A 23,528-nucleotide genomic window follows, 5' to 3' on the forward strand; every position below is an offset into this window, starting at 1 on the left:
TCGGAACCTGCCAATCCGGGTTCACGTTTACGGCAACGTAAAGCTGATGTTTTTAGTTTGGAGAGAATTTCATGACCATTTCATTCAAAGACCGCGTCGCAATTGTCACTGGCGCTGGTGGCGGCTTGGGCCGTGAATACGCGCTTGAACTGGCCCGCCGCGGTGCAAAGGTCGTGGTCAACGACCTCGGCGGCGCACGCGATGGTACCGGTACTTCCGACGCAGCGGCGCAAGTCGTGGAAGAAATCGAAAAAGCCGGCGGTGAAGCCATAGCGAATGGCGCTTCGGTTACCGAATACGACCAGATGGAAAAAATGGTCGCAGACGCCAAGCAAAAATGGGGCGGCGTCCACGTACTGATCAACAATGCTGGTATTTTGCGCGACAAAAGTTTCGCCAAAATGACACCGGAAGATTTTGACCTGGTGGTCAAGGTTCACCTGCTCGGTTCTGCCTACGCCACCAAGGCTTGCTGGGAAACATTCCGCGAGCAAGCTTACGGCCGTATTTTGATGACATCGAGCTCTACTGGCCTGTTCGGCAATTTTGGCCAAGCCAACTATGGCGCGGCGAAACTGGGTCTTGCCGGTCTGACCAAGACGCTTCACCTCGAAGGCGCGAAATACAACATCCGTTGTAACTCGCTGTCACCAGTGGCTGGCACCCGGATGACCGAAGACCTGTTCCCTGAAGAAGCTTTCAAGCTGTTTTCGCCAGAAAACGTTGCTCCTGCGGCTCTGTTCTTGGTCAGCGAAGATGCGCCGACCAACCAGATCGTTGGTGCGGGTGCTGGCGGCTTCCATAGCGCGTGGGTGACCATGAATAACGCTGTGTGGCTGAAAGACGGTGAGCGCACAGTCGAAGGCTTCGCTGCACGCTGGGATGACATTAACAGCATGACCAATCTGATCGCCCCGCAATCGGGTAGCGAGCAAAGCGGTGCTATCTTGAAAGCCATGCAAGAAGTGCTCGGCGCAGACGCGGCACCTTCCAGCGCACGCGGCTGATTTTTCCCGGTCCATTTCGGACTGTGTTGACTGAATAATACACTGGGCCTACACCTTCGCCGGAAGCGTCGAGGGAGTAGGCCCAATGTATACCGAAGATGATCTACGTTTGGCTGTAGAGTCCGGAGCGATCAGCCCGGATGCCGCTGACGCATTGCGTAATTCCGTCCGCCAGTCACGCGCGGCACCCACAGCTGATGAAGAAAACTTCCGGCTGATCAACAGTTTCAACGATATTTTCGTAGCGATAGGCGCAGTCATCATGCTGTTTGCCGTGGGCGCTATCGGCCAAGCGATTGGCGGCAGCTTCGGCCCCAGCGCACAATATTGGGAGGTCAGCGATCCTGGCAGCGCTGCATTCGCCGAATGGGAAATGCGAACGCAGATCGCGCAGGCTCTTGAAATAACGTTCGCTGGTTTCCTGGTCGCCGCAACATCATGGCCTTTGGCAGAATTCTTCACTCGCAAACGGCGCATGGCATTGCCCAGTATCATTCTGCTGCTGGCGTTCGTTGGCGGGGTATTCATGACCGCTGCCGGACTGGCTATGACTATGTCCGTGTCAGGGTTGGATGACCGTATTGTCGCGGTGTTTATCGGCGGCGCCGGCCTTATCGCTGCGGGCGCGGCATGGATCCACTGGAAGCGTTTTCAGGTCCCGATCACCGTGGCCACGGGCGCTGGTGCTGCCACCATCACGATTATTTCGCTGTTGGCTGCGGTTTTCGGCCCAGATGTATTCGGTGACGATGATGGATACCTTGTGCTCGGCCTTGTCTTCTTTGCGGGCTTGGCGATTTTCGCTTTCGCAATGCGTTGGGATATGAGCGACCGCGAGCGTCAAACACGCCGCAGCGATGTGGCATTCTGGCTGCACTTGCTCGCCGCGCCCATGATTGCACACCCGCTGTTTTACGCAATCGGGGTTACACAGGGGCAGGAAATTGGCGCAGCAGCCGCTGTCGGAGTTTTTGGCCGTGTATATTACGATGGGGTTGATCGCTCTGACGATTGATCGCCGGGCGCTACTCGTGTCTGCCCTCGCCTATGTCTTGGTGACGCTGACATGGCTGTTTGACCGGTTCGGCGCGGTGGAGCTCAACGTGGCATTGACGGCGCTTGTGATCGGTTCTGCCTTGCTAACACTATCGGCTTTCTGGAGCCCGATCCGCACTGTGATTGTCGGTAAACTTCCGGCTGAATTGCAAGCACGTTTGCCAGTGGCGGGATAGTCAGTCTTCCACCGTTTTCAGCAAACGGCGCTCCACCGGGGCGAGGACACCGGCCAGTTCATGACCACGTTTTAAGATCTGGCCATGTTCACCAAACAGCGTCCACATGCCTTGCTTGTTACGCAGTGACGGCCGCTTCTCGACGCGGGCTTGTGGCCGCTCTGCAGCGCGGCGGAAGGCTGAAAACACTGCCGCATCTTTCGCAAAATCCATCGCATAATCGCGCCATTCACCGGCGGAAACCATCCGGCCATATAGGTTCAAGATACGCTGCAATTCGTCACGCTCAAACGCAACTTGCGCCGGTGGTCTGCCGGGGAATGCAATAACCCGGTCAAAACTACCACCAGTATTACCGCCTGAGCTCGCTGCCATTAATCGTCAGTTCCGTTGCGCTTGATCGGCTGAGCACGCTCCGCCTTGATAGCAGCCAATTCCGCCTTCATTTCTGCAAGCTGACTTTCCAGTTCGGCCAAACGGCCAGCACCGGTTTCCATCAATTCTTCACACGGCTCGTCGCACGGCGTGCCATAGGGAATGAAGTCTTTGATCCATTCTTCTGCGGGCACCAGCGTCGAACGCGCTTTGAGACCAACCATCGTTGCACCTTCTGGCACATCATCAGTAACCACAGCATTGGCGCCGACCCGTCCGCGTTGGCCGATAGTAATCGGGCCGATAATTTGCGCGCCGGAACCGATAATCACATTGTCTTCCAAGGTCGGATGCCGTTTGCCGCCAACCCCATTGGTCGGATTCGTCCCGCCCAAAGTCACACATTGATAGATGGTCACATTATCGCCGATTTCCGCTGTTTCCCCGATCACGGTAAACCCATGATCGATGAAAAAATTTCTCCCAATCGTGGCGCCGGGGTGAATGTCTATAGCCGTAAGGAAGCGTGAGAAATGGTTGACGAACCGCGCTAGAAAATACAGCCGCGCCTGAAACAGCCAATGCGCCACGCGGTGCAAACCGACCGCCCACACCCCAGGATAAAACAGCACTTCCCAGCGTGAACGCGGCGCGGGGTCGCGTGCGCGGATGGAATCAAGATATGTGATGAGGCCAGAAAACATGGGCTCTCAATCCTTTCTACCCGCCCCCACGGGAACCACAATTCTTCCATCAAACCCGCAATAGCGCAAGCTTGATACGAAACGGATCACAACAGCTTAGGCTGCTCTGACCCCAACACCGCCTCAAGCGCATCACGCCAAATGCCGAGCGTGGCAGGCGCTTTCCGCTCCAAGGTCAGCCGGTCGATCACTTCAACCAGTCGTTCAATCGCCGCAAAGCTCCTCTCGGCGCGCGGTACAAGGTAAGTAAGTGCCCCATCACCAAGCGCAAGACCACGCCTGCCAGCAAAATTTTGCATAAGTTCCGCGGCCATCGCATCATCCGGCGTGCCAATTTCCAGGTGCATGGCCGCGCCTAGCCGTGATTTCAGGTCTGGCAAGGTGATATCCCAAACCGCTCCATCGCAGATCAGCAACAGCGGTCTTTGGGCTTCCTGCGCGCGGTTCCAACGGTGGAAAAGATCGGTCTCCTCCATCGCGTCCGCACTATCGATGACATCGCCATCCCCTTGCGCAGCGAACCATCGCCCCAGCATACTTTTCCCGGATCGCGGTTCACCGGTCAGAATCGCAGTTTTGAAAGGCCAGTTATCCGGCTGCCTTAAAGCATCAATCACGTGTTCATTGGCGTTACCGACCACAATCCGTCCGGGGTCACCTGTTCCGCTGTTCAGCAAAGGCAGGGCAATTTGCGACATGGAATATTTCCCGGCCGCTTAGCGGCTGATGGCGAGAGCGCCCGCACCCTGACTGACCGCGAACCCTCTTGAACGCAGCGCCACCGCCAGTTCGGACAGGCTACCGCTATAGGTCACGCTCATCACAGATGTTCCGCCAATGGCAAGACTGCTGGTTGCAGCGCCGCGGACACCCGGTGTCGCTCGAACAGCGGCAATGGTTGCGTCGATAGATCCAGCATCCGGACTGGAGAATTGAACAACAAAGCTCGACACAACGGCTGGGGCAGCAACCGTTGGCGTGGGTGTTGGCGCCGCTTCGGTGACGGTTTCACTATCTTCAGCCGCCTCTGCCGCAGCGCGTGCTGCGGCTTCGCGCGCTTCAACCGCACGTCCTGCTTCAATCAGCCGCTGCAAAGCGGGATCAGTTCCCGACAGGCCAACATTCAGCGTCGGATTTGGCATCAACTTGCCATCGGCCAGCCCCTTCACGAACATCTCGTCGAATCGCCGAACGGCCTCTTCATAGACACGCGGCAGATCGGCCTGCCCTTTCGCGGTCATCGTGAAACTGTCCAAATAGTTGTTGTCTGGCCCGTAACGAGCAGAAAACGTGACATTTATCGGGCCACCTGGCCATTCATATTCCAAATCGGCAATCGGCACCAAAATATCGGCTGCTTCAAACTGATCGAGGATATTACGCCACCAGATGCGGCTGCGCCGGCCGGTTTGGCCAAAATTAAGGAGTAGCGAATCACCGCCAGCGCCAGACGGCCGAACATAATCAATCCTGCTCGACCCGGCCTGATACTCTGCCCAAGCACGTTGCCATGCATTGCGGCGTTCATAGACCAGCTGGGTACCGCCGCTGATCGTTACCGGCACCAGCAACATCGGCGCGGATCGCGCACGCTCGCCGCCCCGGCCCAGATACCGGCCTGCCCTTGCCCGATCAAAAATGATTCCCAATGTCGCAATATACCGACGCGGGCTGATCTGTTCTTTTTCAATCACAACCGCGGAAACCATTGATTGTAATTGCGAATCTGACATTCGCGGGCCGCCAAGCTTGGCCCAGCCTTCGCGTTGGGCCAGTCGCCAACCCTTTTCGCGGGCGTCCTGTGCATTGTCCCCGCGGACATCAACGGTGATCCCGCCAACATCGATATCACTGCTCGACACGACGGCAGCGATGCCGCGATCGCCATCCACTTGAGCTGTCAGATATTGCGCTGCGAACACGCCGCACACGGCCACAACACCCGCCAGAATGGCAAGTAGGGTCGGCTTAAGCGACAGGGGTCTAAGGGCGGATAGATTAGCCATCGGGGAAAACTCTGGGCCTTTTGCCGAAAGGTGCGTGGAATTCCAAGCGCGAATGGCTAAAGCCTGTGGTCATGTCGACAAATAATGATGCAACGCCCGCAAAAACAAGCGGTCAGACGGGTGATCAGCCTGAAAGTTACACCTATGCCAAGGCTGGGGTCTCGATTGATGCCGGCAATGCGCTCGTTCGGGCGATTGGCCCGCTGGTAAAAGCCACCGCTCGCCCCGGAGCAACATCAGAAATCGGCGGATTTGGAGGGTTTTTTGACCCGAAAGCCGCTGGATATTCCGATCCTTTGTTGGTGGCGGCGAATGATGGCGTCGGGACAAAACTCAAATTGGCAATTGATTTTGATCGGCACGATACGGTCGGGATCGATCTGGTTGCGATGTGTGTGAATGATCTGATTGTTCAGGGCGCTGAACCGCTGTTCTTCCTCGATTATTTTGCGACCGGAGCCTTGGAAACCGGCGTTGCCCAACGAGTCGTCGCCGGTATTGCCGATGGATGCAAAGAATCAGGCTGCGCTTTGATCGGCGGCGAAACCGCCGAAATGCCGGGTATGTACGCTGCCGGCGACTACGATTTGGCCGGATTCTGTGTCGGGGCGGTTGAACGCGGCGAACAATTGACGGGTGACAAGGTTGCACCAGGACAGGTTTTGCTCGGCCTCGCCAGTTCTGGCGTACATTCTAATGGCTATTCATTGGTCCGGCGTTTGGCGGCGGATAAAGGCTGGAAACTGGATCGCCCGGCAGTATTTGACGCGGATCGATTGTTGATCGACGCCTTGATCGAGCCCACCCGAATTTACGTAAAAAGCCTTATGCCCGCTGTTCGGGCAGGCAAAATTGCCGCGCTCGCGCATATTACCGGTGGCGGATTGTTGGAGAATATTCCCCGTGTTCTGCCAGAAGGGGCCCACGCCATCGTGGATGCCGACGCTTGGCAGCAACCGCGCCTGATGGCATTTCTGCAAGCCCAAGGAAATATTGAGCCGGAAGAAATGGCGCGCACATTCAATTGCGGCGTCGGCATGGTGCTGGCGGTGGAACCAGACAATGTGGCTGCACTCACAGCAGAATTGGAAGCTGCCGGAGAGACTGTCTTTACCATCGGCACCATCGAGCCTGGCGAGAAAGGCTGCACTGTGAAAGGCACAGCCGGAACATGGGCTGCAAAAGCTGATTGGAAGGCCGAACATCTTGGCTAATATTGGTCAGAAGAAGGCGAAGATCGCCATCTTCATTTCGGGCACCGGAACCAATATGGCTGCCCTGCTTTACGCGAGCAGACTGCCAAGTTCATCCTATGAAATAGTGTTGGTGGCCAGCAATCAGCCCAGCGCAGAGGGGCTTGTTCTGGCGGCTGGAGAAGGAATTGGAACCTTCGCCCATTCGCATAAAGGGATGGCCCGCGCTGACCATGATGCCATTATGGAAAAAGCCGCCCTTGCAGCCGATGCGGACTACATAATCCTCGCCGGATATATGCGAATTTTATCCGAAGAGTTCGTCGAGCGCTGGCAAGGCAAGATGTTGAACATCCATCCCTCGCTGCTGCCCAAATATCGCGGACTGGACACCCATCAACGGGCCATTGCCGCCGGTGACAACGTTGCCGGCGCAACTGTGCATCTGGTGTCGAGCGAATTGGATGCGGGGGAGATTCTCGGTCAGATCGAAGTCAACATCCAGCCGGACGACACCGCCGCTTCCTTAGCCGAACGTGTCCGTATCGCGGAACACCAGCTCTATCCGCACATAGTGAACGAATTTGCCGGGCGTCCTTATGATCCTGCATGGTTGCTTGAAACCATCCGCACATTAGCGCTTGAACTGCCAGAGACGGAGGAACGCGAAAGCCATGGCTCTGCCGGTTGGCGCACATCTGGCAAAAGCGGCAAATATTTCGCCTATTTCAGCGATCGCCACCATGGCCAGCCGCACATAGCCTTGCTCGCAAAGACGGGTGGCCAAGACGAACTTTCGGCGCTGATTGAACGCGACCCGGAAGTATTTTTCAGGCCAGCCTTCTACGGGGCAAGTGGGTGGGTCGGGCTGATCCTCAATAGGCCCGGTGTCGATTGGGAACAGGTCGTCTATTGGCTGCAGCGCAGTTGGCAATCGGTCGCCCCCAAAAAATTGACCAAGCTGCTTGACGCAGCCGACGAGTTTTGAAGTGAACAATGCCCGCCCGGACTGTTAGCAGGCCCCATCCTCTGGCCCGGGCTGCGCTGGTGGACCGGCTCGATCACGGATTACATACGGCTTGGGATCGCGGCTGGATGCCGCCCGTACCCCTCGATGCCGATGCGCTAACCGAACGCGCCTTGAAACGGTTTTCACGCCAACACTTTGCCGCTGGCCGGGCCCCGGATGATGCGGCCGACTTCGATCTGCGACTGGAAAAAATCTGCGCTGCGGTTCAGACAGAGGCGCGGCTGAATTCTGTTGGTCGGGCGTTTGCTTATGGTTTATTGATGCGGGCGATAAAACAACGCCTTGCACTGGGCGCATTGTGGCAAAAACGCCCGGAATTGGCCGAAACTGAGATAGCTCCGCCAATCATCATCGTAGGGCAAATGCGGTCTGGAACTACTCGCATTCACCGTTTGCTGGCCGCAGATCCGGCCCATTCGGCGACCCGGTTTTGCGACAGTTGGAACCCCGTTCCCAAACGGCCTGACATTCGCCCGGTCAATGGCGGTCTGATGCTGTTTGCCGCCCGTAAGCTGGACCCGTGGATTGATGCGCTACACCCCTTTGGCGCGGCGCGTGCGGATGAAGAACTTGGCTGGCTGGCCAGCGCGCTCAACCACTGTCCTTACGAAGCGCAGTGGCATATCCCTTCTTATGTGGCGTTCAGCGAAGGGCGGGATCCAGCACCAGTTTACCGCGAGTTTGCGCGCATATTGCGAACCGATGCAGCCCATCATGGTAACGCCATGAGGCCAAGAGTTCTAAAGGTACCCCAATTTTCGGAAGATCTGGCAGCGCTGCTTGACCAGTTCCCGGCAGCCAAAGTGATCGTATCGCGGCGATCTGACGATGAAACACTGCGCAGTTCAGTGTCCTTGGTCGCCAACCAAATGACAATCCAATCCGATCATGCAAATCTGGCAGAGATAGAAAGCGAATGGGCCCGCAAGCTCGCCCTACGATCCGAGCGGATGGAGGCGGCGCTCAGAAATTTTCACGGCCACGTCGCCGAAGCTGACTTTGAAGCGCTGGGTGATGATTGGGAGAGTGAGATCAAGCGGATCTACGCCGCGCTAGAAATAGGCCTGTCCCATGCGGCGCTCAGCGCAATGGGCAAAGAAATGCGCAGTAGCGAGGCCAGTCCGCACCACCGCCATAAGGGTGATTTGGACAGGTTCGGCGGCGACTGATCACCTAGGCATCCGGCATGAAAAAGGGGCCCGCGAGATAACCGGCAGAGCCCCTTTGGTGTGTCGTTTCGTGGGCCTTAGCTTAGCCTACAATCTCATCTTCATTGAAGAAGTATGCGATTTCAATCGCAGCATTCTCGTCACTGTCGCTGCCGTGAACCGAATTGGCTTCGATTGATTCTGCAAACGCCTTGCGGATTGTGCCTTCTGCAGCATCTGCGGGGTTGGTCGCGCCCATAACGTCGCGGTTGCGTTGCATCGCGTTCTCGCCTTCGAGGACCTGAACAACAACCGGGCCGCTGATCATGAATTCTACCAATTCGCCGAAGAAAGGACGTTCTTTGTGAACGGCGTAGAAGCCTTCTGCTTGATCGCGGGTCATGTGGATACGCTTTGACGCGACAACGCGCAGGCCTGCTTCTTCCAACATTTTGGTGACAGCGCCGGTAAGGTTACGCTTAGTGGCATCAGGTTTGATGATCGAGAAAGTGCGGGTACCCGCCATGAGAAATTCCTTCGTTTGAAGCTATTTTTTGTGGTGTAATTATGTTGCGCGCGCCCCTAGCGCTGCAACGCACAATTCGCAAGTGTTATGCGGCAGGGGCTATTACGCCACCTTCACCCACTTGCCGCCATCTTGGCGGAAGAAACTGCGTTCCAGACCCTCACCGCCATCCAGCGATCGCCAACACGCACGGGCCCCTTCCAATGTCGCTTGCCCAAACAGTAGAAAGCTGCGGTCAAAACGTTCCGCTTCCGCCCGCCACTCTCCATCGGCAAAGATAATATGGCTCGCTTTGTTCAGCGCGTCACACGTCCGCGATAGCAAGATCGGCTGGCGCTCCGCACCGGGCGTATCAGCGGTCCCGTTGGCCAAAAAAGCCTCAGGCGCAGTTTCCCAAAGAGCAGTGCTGATAGCCTGCAATTGCTGAGGGTCGGAAGATACCACCAGCAACCTCTCCCCAGCACCGCACACTTTTTGCGCGATCAGAGCGACCACGCGTTCGACCGGGTCACGGCCAATTTGCCAAAAATCAACTTTCATGCCGCCCCGCCCGAGGCCGGTTTATTCCGGCGGCATCTTTCCGAACAATATTGGACATTTTCCCAATCACGCGCCCATTTCTTCCGCCAATTGAACGGCAGCCCGCACGCCTTGCAAATTTTGCTCGGCAGATCTGCTTTTTTGCGCATGCGGGCCATACCGAACCAATTCGGTCAGGATTCAACGCTTTCGCGCACGAAATTGTCGATCAGGCGTGCGCCGTAACCGGTTGCGCCTTTATCCCAAGTCGCGCCCGCTTTATCTGCCCAAACCATACCGGCAATGTCGCAATGCGCCCATGGGGTATCATCCATGATGAACCGCTTAAGGAATTGCGCCGCAGTGATGGATCCCGCACCGCGTGGCCCGATATTTTGCATGTCTGCAATCGGGCTGTTGATCAGCTTGTCATAAGCGGGGGACAGCGGGAAACGCCATAATTTATCGCCGCTTGATGTACCGGCCGCCAACAGGTTGTTGGCCAGCGCATCATCATTGGCGAAGACACCGCCATATTCTGTACCAAGCGAGATAATCATCGCGCCGGTTAGTGTGGCGAAATCAACGATCTGTTTCGGCGCAAATTCGGTCTGCGTCCAGTGAAGCGCATCGGCCAGAACCAGCCTGCCTTCTGCATCGGTATTCAGCACTTCGATAGTCTGCCCTGACATTGAAGTGACCACATCACCCGGACGAGTCGCTTTACCGTCAGGCATATTCTCAACCAGACCGACAACACCCACGATATTCGCCTTGGCTTTGCGTTTTACCAGCGTCAGCATGGCGCCAACCACAGCGCCGGAACCGCCCATATCCCATTTCATGTCGCCCATACCTGGGCCTGGCTTCAAAGAAATACCGCCCGTATCGAAAGTAACGCCTTTACCCACAAAGGCGGTGGGCTTTTCACCATCAGCGCCGCCATTCCAACGGATGGCGAGCATCCGCGATGGTTGCTCCGACCCAAGACCAACGCAAAGCAGTGATCCCATGCCGAGCGCTTCCATCTGTGCATCATCCAGCACAATCAGCTCGGCACCGGTCCCGGCAAATTTTTCCTGGCAGCGTTCAACAAAGCTGACAGGGAACACCTTATTGGCCGGCTCAGCCACCAGATCGCGCGTGAATTCAACACCCTCTGCCACCGCAGCAGCATCGGCCCAAGCCGCTTCGACACCATCAGCGGCGCCCACCACTGTGACGCTGGTAAGGGAAATCTTCTGCTCTTCTTTCAGCTTGGTCCGGTAGGCATCGTGCCGCCAGCTGCGCAAACGCAAGCCAAGTAGAACAGAAGCCGCCGCGCCCGCATCAAGGCCGCTATTTGTCAAATCGAGGACAAGGCTGGTTTCGCCAGACGTCAGATATTTGGCAGCCAGAGCAGCACCGGCCTTCTCAAGATTGATAGCCCGTCCGTCGGCCCCTGCCTCACCCGCGCCGGAAATAGCGACGCGAACCACCACGCCGCTGCGCTCAACAAAACCTTCAAACACTTGGCCCGGATTACCTTTGAATCGCGCCGCCGCAGCGCCTTCACCGATAGATTTCTCCAATCCCTCCGGCAGCTTGCCCTTATCGGCAATATGCGCCACGAGGCGCGCATCAGAAGGGTGTGTGGCGGAAAAATTGACCTGCATGGGAACTCCAGAACATAAAATTGCGGCGCTGTGTGCGCGTGATCAGTCGGAATGCATAGCGAGCACTCCGGAATGGAATTGCGATTACGCGCGGGCGGTGCGATAGGCAAGCCATGCGCGCTCCGCTAGATTCCTTATTGCACTTACCCAGCACACGCTGTTTTGTTCCGGCTCTGACATTGGTCAGTACAGCCGCAGCAATGGCGTTCGGCAATCCCCAAAGCGCGATGGCCCAAGACACCGCACCGGCGGTGATTGCGCAGAATGATGAACCTGCCCAAGAGCTGAACGGAGCAGCAAACAGCGCGGCCACTGCCTCCGGCCGGCAAATCGATTTTGAGGCAAATACCCTCGATTACGATTCCGAAAACGATGTTATTACCGCGGGCGGGACCGTGGTTTTACGAAGTGAGGATCGTTCTCTACGCGCCTCCCAAGTGGTTTGGAACCGCAAGACCGGCTCCATCATAGCAACCGGCGATGTGCGGTTTGTTGATCAGGATGGCAGCCAGATATTCACTGACCAGATTGAACTGACTGACGAGTTTGAAGCTGGTGCTATGCAAGAACTACTGATCGCGCTTCGCGAGGGCGGACGGCTAGCTGCCCGTGGCGGCGCGCGGCAGGAAGATGGTTCGGTGCTGCTCACCACCGCAGCCTATAGCGCTTGCGCCGTGGTCGATCCCGATGGATGCAGCAAAAATCCCAGCTGGCGTATCACCGCCGACAGGGTCACATACGATCCCCGCGACGGCCAAATTCGATTTAGCGGCGCATTTCTGGAATTGTTCGGCGCCCGGCTATTGCCGCTGCCCGGCTTGACGGTCCGAACAGACGGCAGCGCTGTCTCAGGCGTTCTGATCCCTGATTTACGCGTATCTCAATCCAATGGCGTGGAAATTGAAGGCGGATATTATTGGCGCGTTGGCGAAAATCGCGATCTGACTGCCCGGGCCTATGTGTTTAGCGAGGCCCCGCCGATGGTTTCCGGCCAGTGGCGTCACTTGACCGAAAATGGTGCCTATCAAGTCACCGGCTATGCAACCGCAAGCAGCAGGATTAGCGGGTTCGGTGTAACACCAACCACTGAAAGAGACCCACGCGGATATTTGTTCGCCAATGGGAAATTCCAGTTTGACCCGAAATGGAGTGTCACAGGCTCCATCCGGTTAGCCAGCGACCGCACATTCTTAAGGCGTTACGACATTAGCCGTGACGACCGCCTGCGGTCGACAATCAATGTCGAGCGGATATCCAGCACATCCTATCTATCGATAGCTGGGTGGGCCACGCAAACCATGCGCATTGGCACACCGCAAGGCGAAGTGCCCTTAGCCCTACCTGTGGTTGATTACCGCAAACGGTTTGACAATCCGACCGGAATTGGCGGCACATTAAACCTGCAGGCCAACACGCTCGCGATTATTCGCAACGATGGTCAGGACACTCAACGGGCTTTCGGGTCGGCGCAGTGGAATATCAGCAAGCTGACCAATCTGGGGCAGATTGTGACGCTGACCGGATTGGTTCGCGGCGATGTGTATCATTCAGGCGACAATGGCTTAACGGCCACAGCGATCTATCGCGGAAACCCCGGTTGGGAAGCACGTGCCATCGCAGTGGGTGCAGTCGACATGCAATGGCCATTCGTGGGTAACGCTTTTGGCGGCACTCAGGTCTTTACACCGCGGGTTCAGCTGGTTGCTACGCCCCCCATCCGTAACTTGGCGGTTCCAAACGAAGATTCCCGTGCAATTGATTTGGAGGATTCCAACCTTTTTGCGCTTAACCGCTTCCCCGGGTATGATCGTTTTGAAGATGGCATCCGGGTCACATACGGATTTGATTGGGAATTGCAGCGCCCCAGTTGGCGCCTAAAGACGTCGCTAGGCCAGTCCTACAGGCTGGAAAAAGACCAGACTGTTTTGATCGATGGCACAGGCATTAGCGAGCGTGTTTCGGATTTCGTTGGCCGAACCGAACTGCGCTTCAAGGACATGGTGAGCCTCACCCATCGCTACCGGTTGGACAAAGACAATTTCGCCATTCGGCGCAATGAATTTGACGCGACGATAGGGGACAAGCGAACCTATGCAGAAATCGGATATCTGCGCCTGAACCGGGATATCGCAGCGGGCATTGAAGATTTGCAGGATCGCGAAGAATTGCGGGTTGCCGGACGGGTAGCATTCGCCAAATATTGGTCTGTATTCGGATCCGGGGTTTTCAACCTTACCGATTTTAATGAAGATCCCAGCTTCACATCGGATGGTTTCGAACCGATCAGAACGCGGCTTGGTTTTGCCTACCGCGATGATTGTCTGGAACTGGGCCTGACTTGGCGCAGGGACTACAGCGACACTGGCGACGCACAGCGCGGCAATACATTCCAGCTGTTCTTTTCGTTACGCAACTTGGGTTTTAGGTAGTCCATACGCGATATCGATGGCGCACGTGGACAGCATAGCGCAAATGATTGGCAGAGGCAGGCAAACCGGCTATCGCGCTATCGAAAATCATCGACACTCAGCTTCGGTTAAGCCGGAATTGGCGAAGGTTGGCTAACTAAGGGTCCTTTTATGTGCCCGCTTATTAGATAGATGTGAGTTTTATGAATCTTTCAAACCTTCGCGGTTCACCAAAATATAGGTCAGTTATGGCATTGGCGTTGGCTGTGTCTGCAACCGGCCTTTCTGCTGGCGCATCGGAATTGCACGCGCAAACCGCGCCGCAAAATTCAAACGCTTTCAACATTCCCAGTGACATAGAATTGCTGGGGCAGAACAACCCCAATGTTCGGACCCCGACTGCGGTAGTGAACGGCTCTGTCATCACCGGTACCGATGTCGATCACCGTGTTGCGCTGCTTGTCGCCGCGTCTGAGGGCGAGTTGCCCGAGGCCGAGCTACAGCGCGTGAAAATGCAGGTTCTTCGCAACTTGATTGATGAGACGTTGCAGATCCAGGAAGCTGCTGCACAGGAAATACCTGTCGAAGGCGCGCAGGTTCAGCAACGCTACAATCAAGTAGCCGCACAGAATTTTGGCAGCGATCCGGGACAAATGGACCAATATCTGATTGGTATCGGATCGTCCCCTGCTTCGCTCAAGCGCCAGATTGAGGGTGAAATCGCATGGAACAATCTCATCCGCCGCAATATCTCCCCCTTCATAAACGTCTCGGATGAAGAGGCGCGTGAGGTCTTACAACGAATGGAAGATTCCCGCGGTACGGATGAATACCGCATTGGCGAGATTTTTCTTAGAGCCACCACTGAAACCTATCCCGCTGTCTTGGAGAACGCGCAACAAATTGTTCAGCAGCTGCGCCAAGGCGGTAGCTTCATCGCTTATGCTCGGCAGTTTTCGGAATCTTCGACCGCGTCGGTCGGCGGTGATCTGGGCTTTGTCCGCCTAGAAACATTGCCAACAGCGATGCAGGCACAGGCGCGCGAAATGCAGCCAGGTGAACTGCGCGGGCCGTTTGATATTCCGGGCGGAATAATCATTATGGTCTTGCTCGACAAGCGGCAGATTTTGATGGCCGACCCTCGTGACGCTACTCTCAGCCTGAAACAGATTTCCGTGACTTTCCCCGCTGGCGTTACTGAACAAGCCTTCACCGAAGGGGTCAATAATTTCACCACTGCGGTTGCCTCTATGCGGGGCTGCGGGGATGCTGAAACTGTTGGGGCATCTATTGGCGCTGATGTTGTCGCCAACCAGGTCACAGCGAGATCTCTACCAGAGCAATTGCAAGCCTCTTTGCTCAATTTGCAAATCGGACAAGCCACACAGCCATTTGGCTCACCGGAAGACGGTGTTCGTGTACTGATGCTGTGCGGCCGCGATGACCCGGAAGTTGGCGGCGGCCCGACATTAGAAGATATTAGAGGTCGACTGGAAGATGAGCGCATCCAGAAGCGCGCGCAGCGTTTCCTGCGTGATTTGCGTAACGACGCATATATTGAATCCAGTTAATCACGTTGCTGCAATGTCTCGCACTATCGCTGGGTGATCCTGCCGGTATTGGTCCGGAAATCATCGTAGAAGCATGGGCACAGCGCAGGAACAAAAGACTGCCGCCATTTTGTGTGGTGGGCGGCGCAGACACGCTTGCCGCCGCAGGAAAAGTGCGCGGCTTGGATATCCCGGTATGCGCTGTTTCGTCGCTGACAGAAGCCGCTGCCAAATGTGATGAAGCTCTGCCGGTTTTTGGCGGTATGGATGTACCGTACACGCCTGGGAAGCCAACAAGCGCAGGGGCCAAATTGGCCTTAGCCTCGCTCGAATTGGCGACCCAGCTGGCGATTGGCGGTGACGTGCCTGCCATGGTCACTGCACCGGTAAGCAAATCTCTCTTATCGGAAATCGGCTTTGAGCATCCGGGCCAAACAGAATATCTTGCCTATAGCTGCGAGCTTTCATCAAGCGACGCGGTAATGATGCTGGCTGGCCCGCAGCTACGCGCTATCCCGTTGACGGTGCATTGTGCGTTGGCAGAGGTTCCTTCTCTGATTTCAGCCGACTTGATTGTACACCGCGCGAGCATCGCCCATGCTGCAATCCGCCGGGATTTCGGGATTGCCGACCCGCAGATAGCAGTGGCGGGCCTGAACCCCCATGCGGGTGAAGACGGGGCCTTTGGCAGAGAGGAAATCGAACATATTATCCCTGCTCTCGCAGCGCTGAACCGGGCCGGTATTAATGCCACGGGGCCACATCCAGCAGATGCATTATTTGCGCCCCATGCTCGATCAGGATACGATGTGGCTCTGTGCATGTATCATGATCAAGCCTTGATCCCGGTCAAAGCACTCGATTTTGACACCGGGGTAAATGTCACTTTAGGCTTGCCGATAATCCGCACCTCTCCGGACCACGGGACCGCGTTCGACATCGCCGGAAAAGGGATCGCCAATGCTGGCGCCATGATTGCGGCAATCCAGATGGCTGGTGAATGCGCCGCCCAGCGCCGCAATGCCTGATTTACCCCCTCTGCGCGAAATTATCGCAAGACACGGGCTCAGTGCTTCCAAAGCGCTTGGCCAAAACTTCTTATTTGACGAGCAATTACTGGGCCGTATCGCCTCCATACCCGGTGACCTTGCCGACGTTGCGGTTCTGGAAATCGGCCCCGGACCCGGCGGCCTGACACGCGCTTTATTGCGGGCCGGAGCGCGCGTTACAGCTGTAGAAATGGATGAACGTTGCCTGCCAGCATTGGCCGAACTGAGCGAAGCGTTTCCGGGCAAGCTCAGCGTGATCCACGGCGATGCAATGAAGCTTGATCATGATGCTCTTATGGGTGAACCCTATGCAATCGCATCTAATCTGCCATATAATGTGGGCACCGCATTATTTGTAAAATGGCTAGGCGGACAATCATGGCCGCCGCTGTGGACCTCTCTCACCTTGATGTTCCAACAAGAGGTTGCACAGCGGATCGTATCGGCTCCTGGCAACAGTAAATTCGGCCGCCTTGCCGTGCTCGCGCAATGGCGTGCCAACGCGGCTCTGTCTATGAAAGTGCACCGGAGCGCATTCACACCTCCCCCGAAAGTCATGAGCGCTATCGTCCATGTGACGCCCAATGATATGCCAGCAGGCGTTACCTTCAAGATGCTAGAGCAATTGACCGCCGCCGCATTCGGCCAGCGGCGCAAAATGCTAAGGCAAAGCGTAAAGTCTGTGAGCGGTGCATTGGAAGCATTGGATCGGCTGGGTGTCGATCCCACTCGGCGCGCGGAAACACTGTCAGTTGAAGAGATTGTTGAAATAGCCCGAGAATTGAGCTGATTAGCGGCATATCAGGCGCGCTTATCCCAGTATCTTGCCAACTATCATACACACATAGTTTGCGATTAAGGGGATTTCCTCTAACAGTCGACGAAACCCTATTCTAACCAAGGACCCTTGACCAAAAATGCCGTCATTTTCACAACCTAGTTTTCAAGAACGCACTCAAATGGCAGCAAAGGCCAAGCAGGCCGCACTTAAGAAACTCAAAGCCAAGCCCGAGCTGACGGAAGCAGAGCGCGAAGAGCGGAAAGCCGCAGCCGCAGCACGCGAAGAAGCCGCTGCAAAAAAGCGCGAAGAGAAACGCCTTGCCTTTGAAAAAGAGAAGGCTGAGCGCCAAGCCAGAAAAGAAGAAAAGGCCGCAGCAGAAGCTGAAGCAAAAGCTGCGGCGGAGGCTGCATCCGCCAAGCCCAAGCTGTCAGAAGAAGAGAAAAAAGCCGCTCGTGATGCGCGCTACGCAGCGCGGAAAGAACGGAAAAAGAAGAAAAAGCGGTAATCGGATATATTCCGATCACCGTTTTTCCATACGCGGCACTTCCCTAAGGCCAAGGAAGCTACCCGGCCTTCTTCACCAATCGCCATTGATGCAATAGCGGTTCGGTGTAGCCGCTGGGTTGATCGGTGCCCTTGAACACCAGATCGCAGGCCGCCTTAAACGCCACACCATCCCAATTGCCTTTCATTGGTTCATAGGTAGGATCGCCCGCATTTTGCTGATCAACCTTGGCAGCCATCCGCTTGAGCGACTCCATTACTTGGTCCGCTGTACACACTCCATGCAGCAACCAGTTGGCCATATGCTGCGACGAGATACGCAGCGTGGCCCTATCTTCCATTAAGCCGACATCATTGATGTCAGGTACTTTGGAGCAGCCAACACCTGCATCAATCCAGCGCACAACATAACCCAGCAAACCCTGTGCGTTATTGTCCAGCTCCTCCCGAATTTCCTCTTCAGACCAGTTCACACCCTGGGCCAGGGGAATGGCCAGTAGCGGCTCGAGGCCGGGGACATCGCCCAGTCCGCGCTGCACTTCAAAAACGTTTTTCTGATGGTAATGCAGGGCATGAAGGGTCGCTGCTGTTGGCGACGGCACCCATGCTGTGTTGGCACCAGCGTTCAAATGCCCGATCTTCTCGCGCATCATCTGGCCCATCAAATCGGGCGCAGCCCACATACCCTTGCCGATCTGCGCTTTACCCGAAAGGCCGTGGCGCAAACCAATGCCAACATTGCGCGCTTCATAGGCGGTGAGCCATGCAGAGGACTTCATTTCGGCTTTACGGACCATCGGGCCAGCTTGCATCGATGTATGTATCTCGTCACCCGTCCGATCGAGAAAGCCGGTGTTGATGAACACGATGCGGTCTTTCACCGCATGGATACAGGCAGCAAGATTGGCGCTGGTACGGCGTTCTTCATCCATCACGCCGACTTTGATCGTGTGACGGGCCAAGCCGAGCAAATCTTCTACGGCATCGAACAAATCATTCGTAAAGCCGCATTCTTCCGGCCCGTGCATTTTTGGTTTTACGATATAGATTGAACCATGCCGTGAATTGCCGAATTTGGCATGATCTTCAACGTCTATCGTACTGATAGCGCTAGTGAATACAGCATCCATGATCCCTTCGGGGATCTCGCTGCCATCGGGCAAATGGATCGCTGGATTGGTCATCAAATGACCAACATTGCGCACAAACATCAAACTGCGGCCTGCTAGAGAGCTCTGCGCACCATCAGGCGCGGTGAAGTCTTTATCGCCAGCCAGCTTACGCGTCTGTGTCTTGCCGCCTTTTTGGAAACTTTCTTCCAGATCGCCGCGGATCACCCCTAGCCAATTGGTATAGGCCAGCAGCTTGTCTTCCGCGTCAACGGCAGCCACCGAATCTTCACAGTCAGCAATGGTGGTCAGCGCGCTTTCCAAAACGATGTCTGCGATGTTCAAAGGATCGTCACGGCCAATCGGGTGATTGGCATCGAATACAACTTCGATATGCAAACCGTTTGACTTGAACAGCCGTCCATTGGCGGTTGCACCGACATATTGACCATTATCGGCAATCGGTACGAAACACCCCTGCCCATCGGCAAATTCGGTTAAATCCGCCCAACTGCCGGACGCCAGCGGCACTGCCTCATCCAGAAATTTGCGGCCGGCAGCGATTACGGCTGCCCCGCGAACGGGACAATATCCGGCCTGCTCCGCAGCGGGGGCATCCTCTAGCGCATCAGTACCATAGAACGCATCATACAAGCTGCCCCAACGCGCATTGGCGGCATTGAGCAGAAAACGAGCGTTCAGGATTGGCACCACCAATTGCGGCCCCGCCATAGTCGCAATTTCTGCGTCGACATTTTGCGTGTCGACCACAAAAGCACCCGGTTCCGGGACCAGATAACCAACTTCTTCCAGAAAAGTCTTATAAGCCTTCGCGTCGTGCGGCTGACCTTTATGCTGCCTGTGCCAGCTATCGATCTGCCGTTGCAGCATCTCGCGCTTGTTTAACAATTGCGCGTTGCGCGGGGCAAACCGGTCAAGAAGTGCCGCAAAGCCAGTCCAGAACGTGTCAACATCCCGGCCCAGCGGCGCGAGAACTTCGCGTTCCAGAAATTCCGCCAGCTTTTTGTCGATCTTCAGGCCGGCACGGGTTGCGATATCACTCATTGAAGTCCTCACAGGTCAAAATGCCCCGGCTGAAAGCACGGCGCAGAATTGGGTTGGTTCTGTCTGGGGAGGACATCTGCGATATGGCTGCACTCGCTACGAATTGCAATGATTTTGCCCACATGGTTTTCACTTGGCTGGTTCTTCAGGGTTGGACTGCCCAGCACACCAAGCTAGAACAGTTTCATATGAAACAACTCACACCCACGCAAAGCGCCTTGATCGACCCGATTGATGGGGCCGATATGCTGGAGAATGCGCAGGAATGGAGCGCCATTAACACCGGTACAGCAAACCTCGATGGCTTAAAACAACAAGCAAGCGCCCTCGCCTCCGCTTTCGCAGCATTGCCCGGTGACGTGGCTTTGGTTGATCCTGCACCAGTTACCGCCATGGGCTCCGACGGAGTAGAGTTTGAGAAAGCCCACGGGCAGCATCTGACCGTTAGCGTACGCCCTGATGCGGAACGGCGCCTATTGCTTACCGGTCATATGGATACGGTATTCCCTCAGGATCACTCTTTCCAAAGCCAAACGTGGTTGGACGATGATACTCTCAACGGCCCCGGCCTGGCTGATATGAAAGGCGGGATTGCTGTATTCCTCCATGCTCTTTTGGCCTTTGAACACAGCGATGTGGCACATAAGATTGGCTATGATATTTTGGTCAATTCGGACGAGGAAACAGGATCGCTTGCATCCGCCCCTCTGATTGAGAAAATGGCAGCCGGTAAATATGCTGCCCTGACCTTTGAACCGGCAGCGCTGCCGGATGGTACCTTGGCCCATGCCCGGGGCGGTAGCGGTAATTACTCGCTGATTGTTTCCGGGCTTTCCGCCCACGCTGGCCGCAACCCGCAAGATGGCCGCAATGCAATTGTGGCGGCCGCCGCGCTGGTGCTGGGATTGAAACAGATCCAGACAGATGAATGCCCGATCAACCCCGCGAAGATTGAAGGCGGTGCAGCCAATAATGTGGTCCCGGACCATGCCGTTTTGCGGTTCAACATTCGCCCCAAAAGCCCAGATGCTGCGGCGGCGTTTGAAAGCGCGCTCGCCAGCCTGATTGGCGATGTTCAACAAACCCATGAGGTTTCAATCCACAAACATGGCGGCATTTCCCGCCCCCCAAAGCCGGTTGACCGCAAAGCGCAGGCCTTGTTCGATTTGGTTCGTGAATGCGGGGCATCGCTGGGTCAGGACATACAATGGCAATCAACCGGCGGAGTGTGCGATGGTAATAATATCGCATCCTGCGGTGTACCTGTCGTCGATACGATGGGTGTTCGCGGCGGATCAATCCATTCGCCAGATGAATTTATGATTGTGTCTTCATTGCCGGAACGGGCCGCCTTGTCTGCCCTTGTTATCCACCGGCTTGCTTCGGGAGAAAGCCTGTGAGTTTCCGCCTTCGTGCCGCGCGAGCATCCGATCTGGAACCGCTTTATGAAATGGCCAAACTGACCGGAGGCGGTTTCACCAATTTGCCGCCAGACCGCACAGCCTTGGGCGCAAAACTGGAACGCGCTGCCGAAGCATTCGGGCGCGATGACAACAAACTGGGCGACGACCAGTTTGTATTGGTGCTGGAAAACCGTGAAACCGGCGATGTACGCGGCACTTGCCAGCTGTTTACAACAGTCGGACAGCAATGGCCGTTTTACTCCTACAGAATGACAACGCTGACCCAGCATTCGCAAGAGCTGGACCGCACGGTCCGCGCAGAAATGCTTAGCCTGGTGACCGATCTGGAAGGAGCGAGCGAAGTCGGCGGATTGTTCCTGCACCCGAATGAACGGGCTGGCGGGCTTGGCCTATTACTTGCGCGTAGCCGCTATGTGTTCATCGCCATGCACCGCGCCCGTTTCGCAGATCGCATTCTGGCCGAACTGCGCGGTATTATCGACGATCGCGGCGGGTCACCATTTTGGGACGGCGTCGCTGGCCGGTTTTTCGGTATGAGCTTTCAGGAAGCCGACTATTTCAACGCCATCAACGGCAATCAATTCATCGCGGATTTGATGCCCAAGCACCCCGTCTACATCGCGATGTTGTCAGACGATGCACGCAGCGTAATCGGCTTGCCCCATCCCACTGGCCGTGCCGCCATGCGGATGCTGGAGAATGAAGGTTTCGCCGCCGAAGGATATGTCGATATTTTCGATGGCGGCCCAACCATGACCGCGCGCACCGATGCCGTGAAAAGCATATCCGATTCCGCTTCAGCCACAGTCTCATCGATTGATCTAGAAGAGGGTGAGAAAGCGCTGGTCGCCACTGGTAGACTCACCGATTTTCGTTGCTGCTACGGGATAAGAGAATTGCTGGAGGATGGCAGCATTGCGCTAGATTCTCAGGCAGCAGACACGCTCGACGTGGCTGTTGGTGATACTGTTTGGAGCGTGGCCCGGTGAGCGTAGTCGAAATCAATTTTGATGGCTTGGTCGGCCCCAGTCACAATTATGCCGGGCTTAGCCTGGGCAATTTGGCCGCAACCAAGAATGCGGGCGAAACCTCCTACCCGCGGGCAGCCGCGTTGCAGGGGTTGGCTAAAATGACAGCCAATAGGGGGCTCGGTCTGGCGCAGGGCTTTCTGCTCCCGTTGCCGCGCCCGAATAATGCGTTGACGGCCGCTTTAGCAGTGGACCAAACCGCTGATCCTGCTCTTTTGCGCGCCGCATGGTCTGCCAGCTCTATGTGGACAGCCAATGCAGCCACGGTCAGCCCGGCCAGCGATACGACTGACGGCAAGTGCCACCTTACTGCCGCCAATTTGACGACGATGCTGCACCGCGGACAAGAATGGCCCGATACAGTCAAACAACTGCGGATCGCGTTCGGCAACCAGAACCATTTCGCAGTTCATGACGCTGTTCCGATGAGCTTTGGTGATGAAGGGGCCGCCAACCATATGCGGTTCTGCACAGGCCATAGCTCAGCCGGGGTGGAAGTGTTTGTATATGGCAAGACTGGCGGCAAATTTCCTGCCCGGCAGCATGAGCAAGCCAGCCGTGCCGTGGCAAGGCTCAATCAACTGGATCCGGAACGTGCGGTCTTCATCGAACAAAACCCTGATGCGATTGCCGCAGGTGCGTTCCATAATGATGTCGTCGCAGTTGCCAATGAGCGAGTGCTATTCACTCACGGACAAGCCTTTGCCGACCAGCAAAGCGCATATGAGGCTATTCGAGCCAAATTCCCTGAACTCGAAATTGTCGAAGTGCCCGCAGAAGCGGTTAGCTTGGCAGAGGCTATCAGCACCTATTTGTTCAACTCACAGCTAGTCACTCTGCCCGATGGCGGGATGGAATTGATCGCGCCAGAAGAGGCAAAGACAGAGGCGGTTCTTCGTTGGGCCGAGAATGCTACAGGCGGCAATAAAGCCATCCGCGCCATTCGCTTCGTGGATGTCCGCCAGAGCATGGCCAATGGCGGCGGCCCGGCTTGCCTACGGCTTCGCGTGGTCGCTGATCCGGCCCATGTCGATCCCCGATTTCTTCTTGATGATGCCAAGGAAGAGCTGCTCGGCAATGTCATCAGTGACCATTGGCCGGAAGAAATCGCCCCCGATCAGGTAGGTGACACTGCGCTTGCAAACCGTATCATTGCGGCACGCCATGCCGCGTTAACCGCGTTAGGGCTGCCAGAACTAAGTTAACGCGCTGGAC

General features: G+C 56.1%; 21 protein-coding genes and 1 pseudogene. 13 read left to right on the top strand and 9 right to left on the bottom strand.

The features are described 5' to 3' along the window. Positions 1-71 precede the first annotated feature (71 nt). Together HKD42_RS07480 and HKD42_RS07485 are read left to right on the top strand one after the other, a co-directional pair. Positions 72-1,007: an SDR family NAD(P)-dependent oxidoreductase gene (locus tag HKD42_RS07480; RefSeq protein ID WP_170011826.1), complete on the top strand. Its 936-nt coding sequence runs from the start codon at positions 72-74 to the stop codon at positions 1,005-1,007. 85 nt (positions 1,008-1,092) lie between these two features. After that, a pseudogene (locus HKD42_RS07485) lies at positions 1,093-2,239 on the top strand (hypothetical protein). Here HKD42_RS07485 and HKD42_RS07490 read toward each other — a convergent pair. From HKD42_RS07490 to HKD42_RS07505, 4 genes are all read right to left on the bottom strand, one after another. Next, a complete protein-coding gene (locus HKD42_RS07490) occupies positions 2,240-2,614 on the bottom strand; it encodes a DUF2794 domain-containing protein (protein WP_170011828.1) in 375 nt (124 codons plus the stop codon). Next, a complete protein-coding gene (gene epsC, locus HKD42_RS07495; RefSeq protein WP_170011830.1) occupies positions 2,614-3,318 on the bottom strand; it encodes a serine O-acetyltransferase EpsC in 705 nt (234 codons plus the stop codon). The genes HKD42_RS07490 and epsC overlap by 1 nt, the downstream gene beginning before the upstream one ends. A gap of 86 nt (positions 3,319-3,404) precedes the next feature. Then, positions 3,405-4,016, bottom strand: coding sequence for a P-loop NTPase family protein (locus HKD42_RS07500; protein ID WP_170011832.1), 612 nt, complete (start codon positions 4,014-4,016; stop codon positions 3,405-3,407). Positions 4,017-4,034: 18 nt separating this feature from the next. Then, positions 4,035-5,324, bottom strand: a complete 1,290-nt coding sequence (locus tag HKD42_RS07505) for a heavy-metal-associated domain-containing protein (RefSeq protein ID WP_170011834.1) — start codon at positions 5,322-5,324, stop codon at positions 4,035-4,037. 71 nt (positions 5,325-5,395) lie between these two features. Between HKD42_RS07505 and purM the strand changes: the two genes are divergently transcribed. Genes purM through HKD42_RS07520 form a run of 3 tightly spaced genes read left to right on the top strand, consistent with a single transcriptional unit; the run spans position 5,396 to position 8,716 of the window. Continuing rightward, positions 5,396-6,538 carry a phosphoribosylformylglycinamidine cyclo-ligase gene (gene purM, locus HKD42_RS07510; RefSeq protein WP_170011836.1) on the top strand — a complete coding sequence of 381 codons (1,143 nt, stop codon included), beginning with the start codon at positions 5,396-5,398 and terminating at the stop codon, positions 6,536-6,538. Then, positions 6,528-7,505 carry a phosphoribosylglycinamide formyltransferase gene (gene purN, locus HKD42_RS07515; protein WP_425500378.1) on the top strand — a complete coding sequence of 326 codons (978 nt, stop codon included), beginning with the start codon at positions 6,528-6,530 and terminating at the stop codon, positions 7,503-7,505. Before purM ends, purN begins: the two co-directional genes overlap by 11 nt. A gap of 8 nt (positions 7,506-7,513) precedes the next feature. Then, on the top strand, positions 7,514-8,716 hold the full coding sequence (locus HKD42_RS07520; RefSeq protein WP_170011838.1) for a sulfotransferase family protein: 1,203 nt from the start codon (positions 7,514-7,516) through the stop codon (positions 8,714-8,716). 82 nt (positions 8,717-8,798) lie between these two features. Here HKD42_RS07520 and ndk read toward each other — a convergent pair whose 3' ends face one another. The 4 genes from ndk to HKD42_RS07540 form a co-directional block, all read right to left on the bottom strand. Further along, positions 8,799-9,221 carry a nucleoside-diphosphate kinase gene (ndk, locus tag HKD42_RS07525; RefSeq protein ID WP_170011840.1) on the bottom strand — a complete coding sequence of 141 codons (423 nt, stop codon included), beginning with the start codon at positions 9,219-9,221 and terminating at the stop codon, positions 8,799-8,801. A 102-nt stretch (positions 9,222-9,323) separates the two neighbouring features. Further along, positions 9,324-9,761 (bottom strand): DNA polymerase III subunit chi, encoded by a 438-nt coding sequence (locus tag HKD42_RS07530; RefSeq protein WP_170011842.1) that lies wholly within the window; start codon positions 9,759-9,761, stop codon positions 9,324-9,326. Continuing rightward, positions 9,758-9,919, bottom strand: a complete 162-nt coding sequence (locus HKD42_RS07535) for a DUF2256 domain-containing protein (protein WP_170011844.1) — start codon at positions 9,917-9,919, stop codon at positions 9,758-9,760. Before HKD42_RS07535 ends, HKD42_RS07530 begins: the two co-directional genes overlap by 4 nt. A gap of 15 nt (positions 9,920-9,934) precedes the next feature. Continuing rightward, on the bottom strand, positions 9,935-11,395 hold the full coding sequence (locus tag HKD42_RS07540; RefSeq protein WP_170011846.1) for a leucyl aminopeptidase: 1,461 nt from the start codon (positions 11,393-11,395) through the stop codon (positions 9,935-9,937). A 113-nt stretch (positions 11,396-11,508) separates the two neighbouring features. Between HKD42_RS07540 and HKD42_RS07545 the strand changes: the two genes are divergently transcribed. From HKD42_RS07545 to HKD42_RS07565, 5 genes are all read left to right on the top strand, one after another. Continuing rightward, positions 11,509-13,824, top strand: a complete 2,316-nt coding sequence (locus HKD42_RS07545) for an LPS-assembly protein LptD (RefSeq protein ID WP_246236788.1) — start codon at positions 11,509-11,511, stop codon at positions 13,822-13,824. A 227-nt stretch (positions 13,825-14,051) separates the two neighbouring features. Further along, entirely contained in the window at positions 14,052-15,374 is a 1,323-nt protein-coding gene (locus tag HKD42_RS07550) for a peptidylprolyl isomerase (protein ID WP_246236790.1), read from the top strand. After that, positions 15,374-16,381 carry a 4-hydroxythreonine-4-phosphate dehydrogenase PdxA gene (pdxA, locus tag HKD42_RS07555; protein ID WP_170012201.1) on the top strand — a complete coding sequence of 336 codons (1,008 nt, stop codon included), beginning with the start codon at positions 15,374-15,376 and terminating at the stop codon, positions 16,379-16,381. Before HKD42_RS07550 ends, pdxA begins: the two co-directional genes overlap by 1 nt. Then, positions 16,374-17,192, top strand: a complete 819-nt coding sequence (gene rsmA / locus HKD42_RS07560; RefSeq protein WP_170011850.1) for a 16S rRNA (adenine(1518)-N(6)/adenine(1519)-N(6))-dimethyltransferase RsmA — start codon at positions 16,374-16,376, stop codon at positions 17,190-17,192. Before pdxA ends, rsmA begins: the two co-directional genes overlap by 8 nt. A gap of 127 nt (positions 17,193-17,319) precedes the next feature. Continuing rightward, positions 17,320-17,688, top strand: coding sequence for a DUF6481 family protein (locus tag HKD42_RS07565; RefSeq protein ID WP_170011852.1), 369 nt, complete (start codon positions 17,320-17,322; stop codon positions 17,686-17,688). A 58-nt stretch (positions 17,689-17,746) separates the two neighbouring features. On the opposite strand, the gene HKD42_RS07570 is transcribed toward HKD42_RS07565, so the two are convergent. Beyond that, a complete protein-coding gene (locus tag HKD42_RS07570; RefSeq protein WP_170011854.1) occupies positions 17,747-19,861 on the bottom strand; it encodes a malate synthase G in 2,115 nt (704 codons plus the stop codon). 188 nt (positions 19,862-20,049) lie between these two features. Here HKD42_RS07570 and HKD42_RS07575 point away from each other — a divergent pair, with 188 nt between their 5' ends. The 3 genes from HKD42_RS07575 to HKD42_RS07585 are packed head-to-tail and all read left to right on the top strand — an operon-like array spanning position 20,050 to position 23,518. Continuing rightward, complete coding sequence (locus tag HKD42_RS07575; protein WP_170012203.1) at positions 20,050-21,261, top strand: hydrolase; 1,212 nt, start codon at positions 20,050-20,052, stop codon at positions 21,259-21,261. After that, on the top strand, positions 21,258-22,274 hold the full coding sequence (locus HKD42_RS07580; protein ID WP_170011856.1) for an arginine N-succinyltransferase: 1,017 nt from the start codon (positions 21,258-21,260) through the stop codon (positions 22,272-22,274). Before HKD42_RS07575 ends, HKD42_RS07580 begins: the two co-directional genes overlap by 4 nt. Beyond that, positions 22,271-23,518, top strand: a complete 1,248-nt coding sequence (locus HKD42_RS07585; RefSeq protein WP_170011858.1) for an N-succinylarginine dihydrolase — start codon at positions 22,271-22,273, stop codon at positions 23,516-23,518. Before HKD42_RS07580 ends, HKD42_RS07585 begins: the two co-directional genes overlap by 4 nt. Positions 23,519-23,528: the final 10 nt, after the last annotated feature.

The organism is Pontixanthobacter rizhaonensis (assembly GCF_012972675.1).
Classification (GTDB): Bacteria; Pseudomonadota; Alphaproteobacteria; order Sphingomonadales; family Sphingomonadaceae; genus Pontixanthobacter; species Pontixanthobacter rizhaonensis.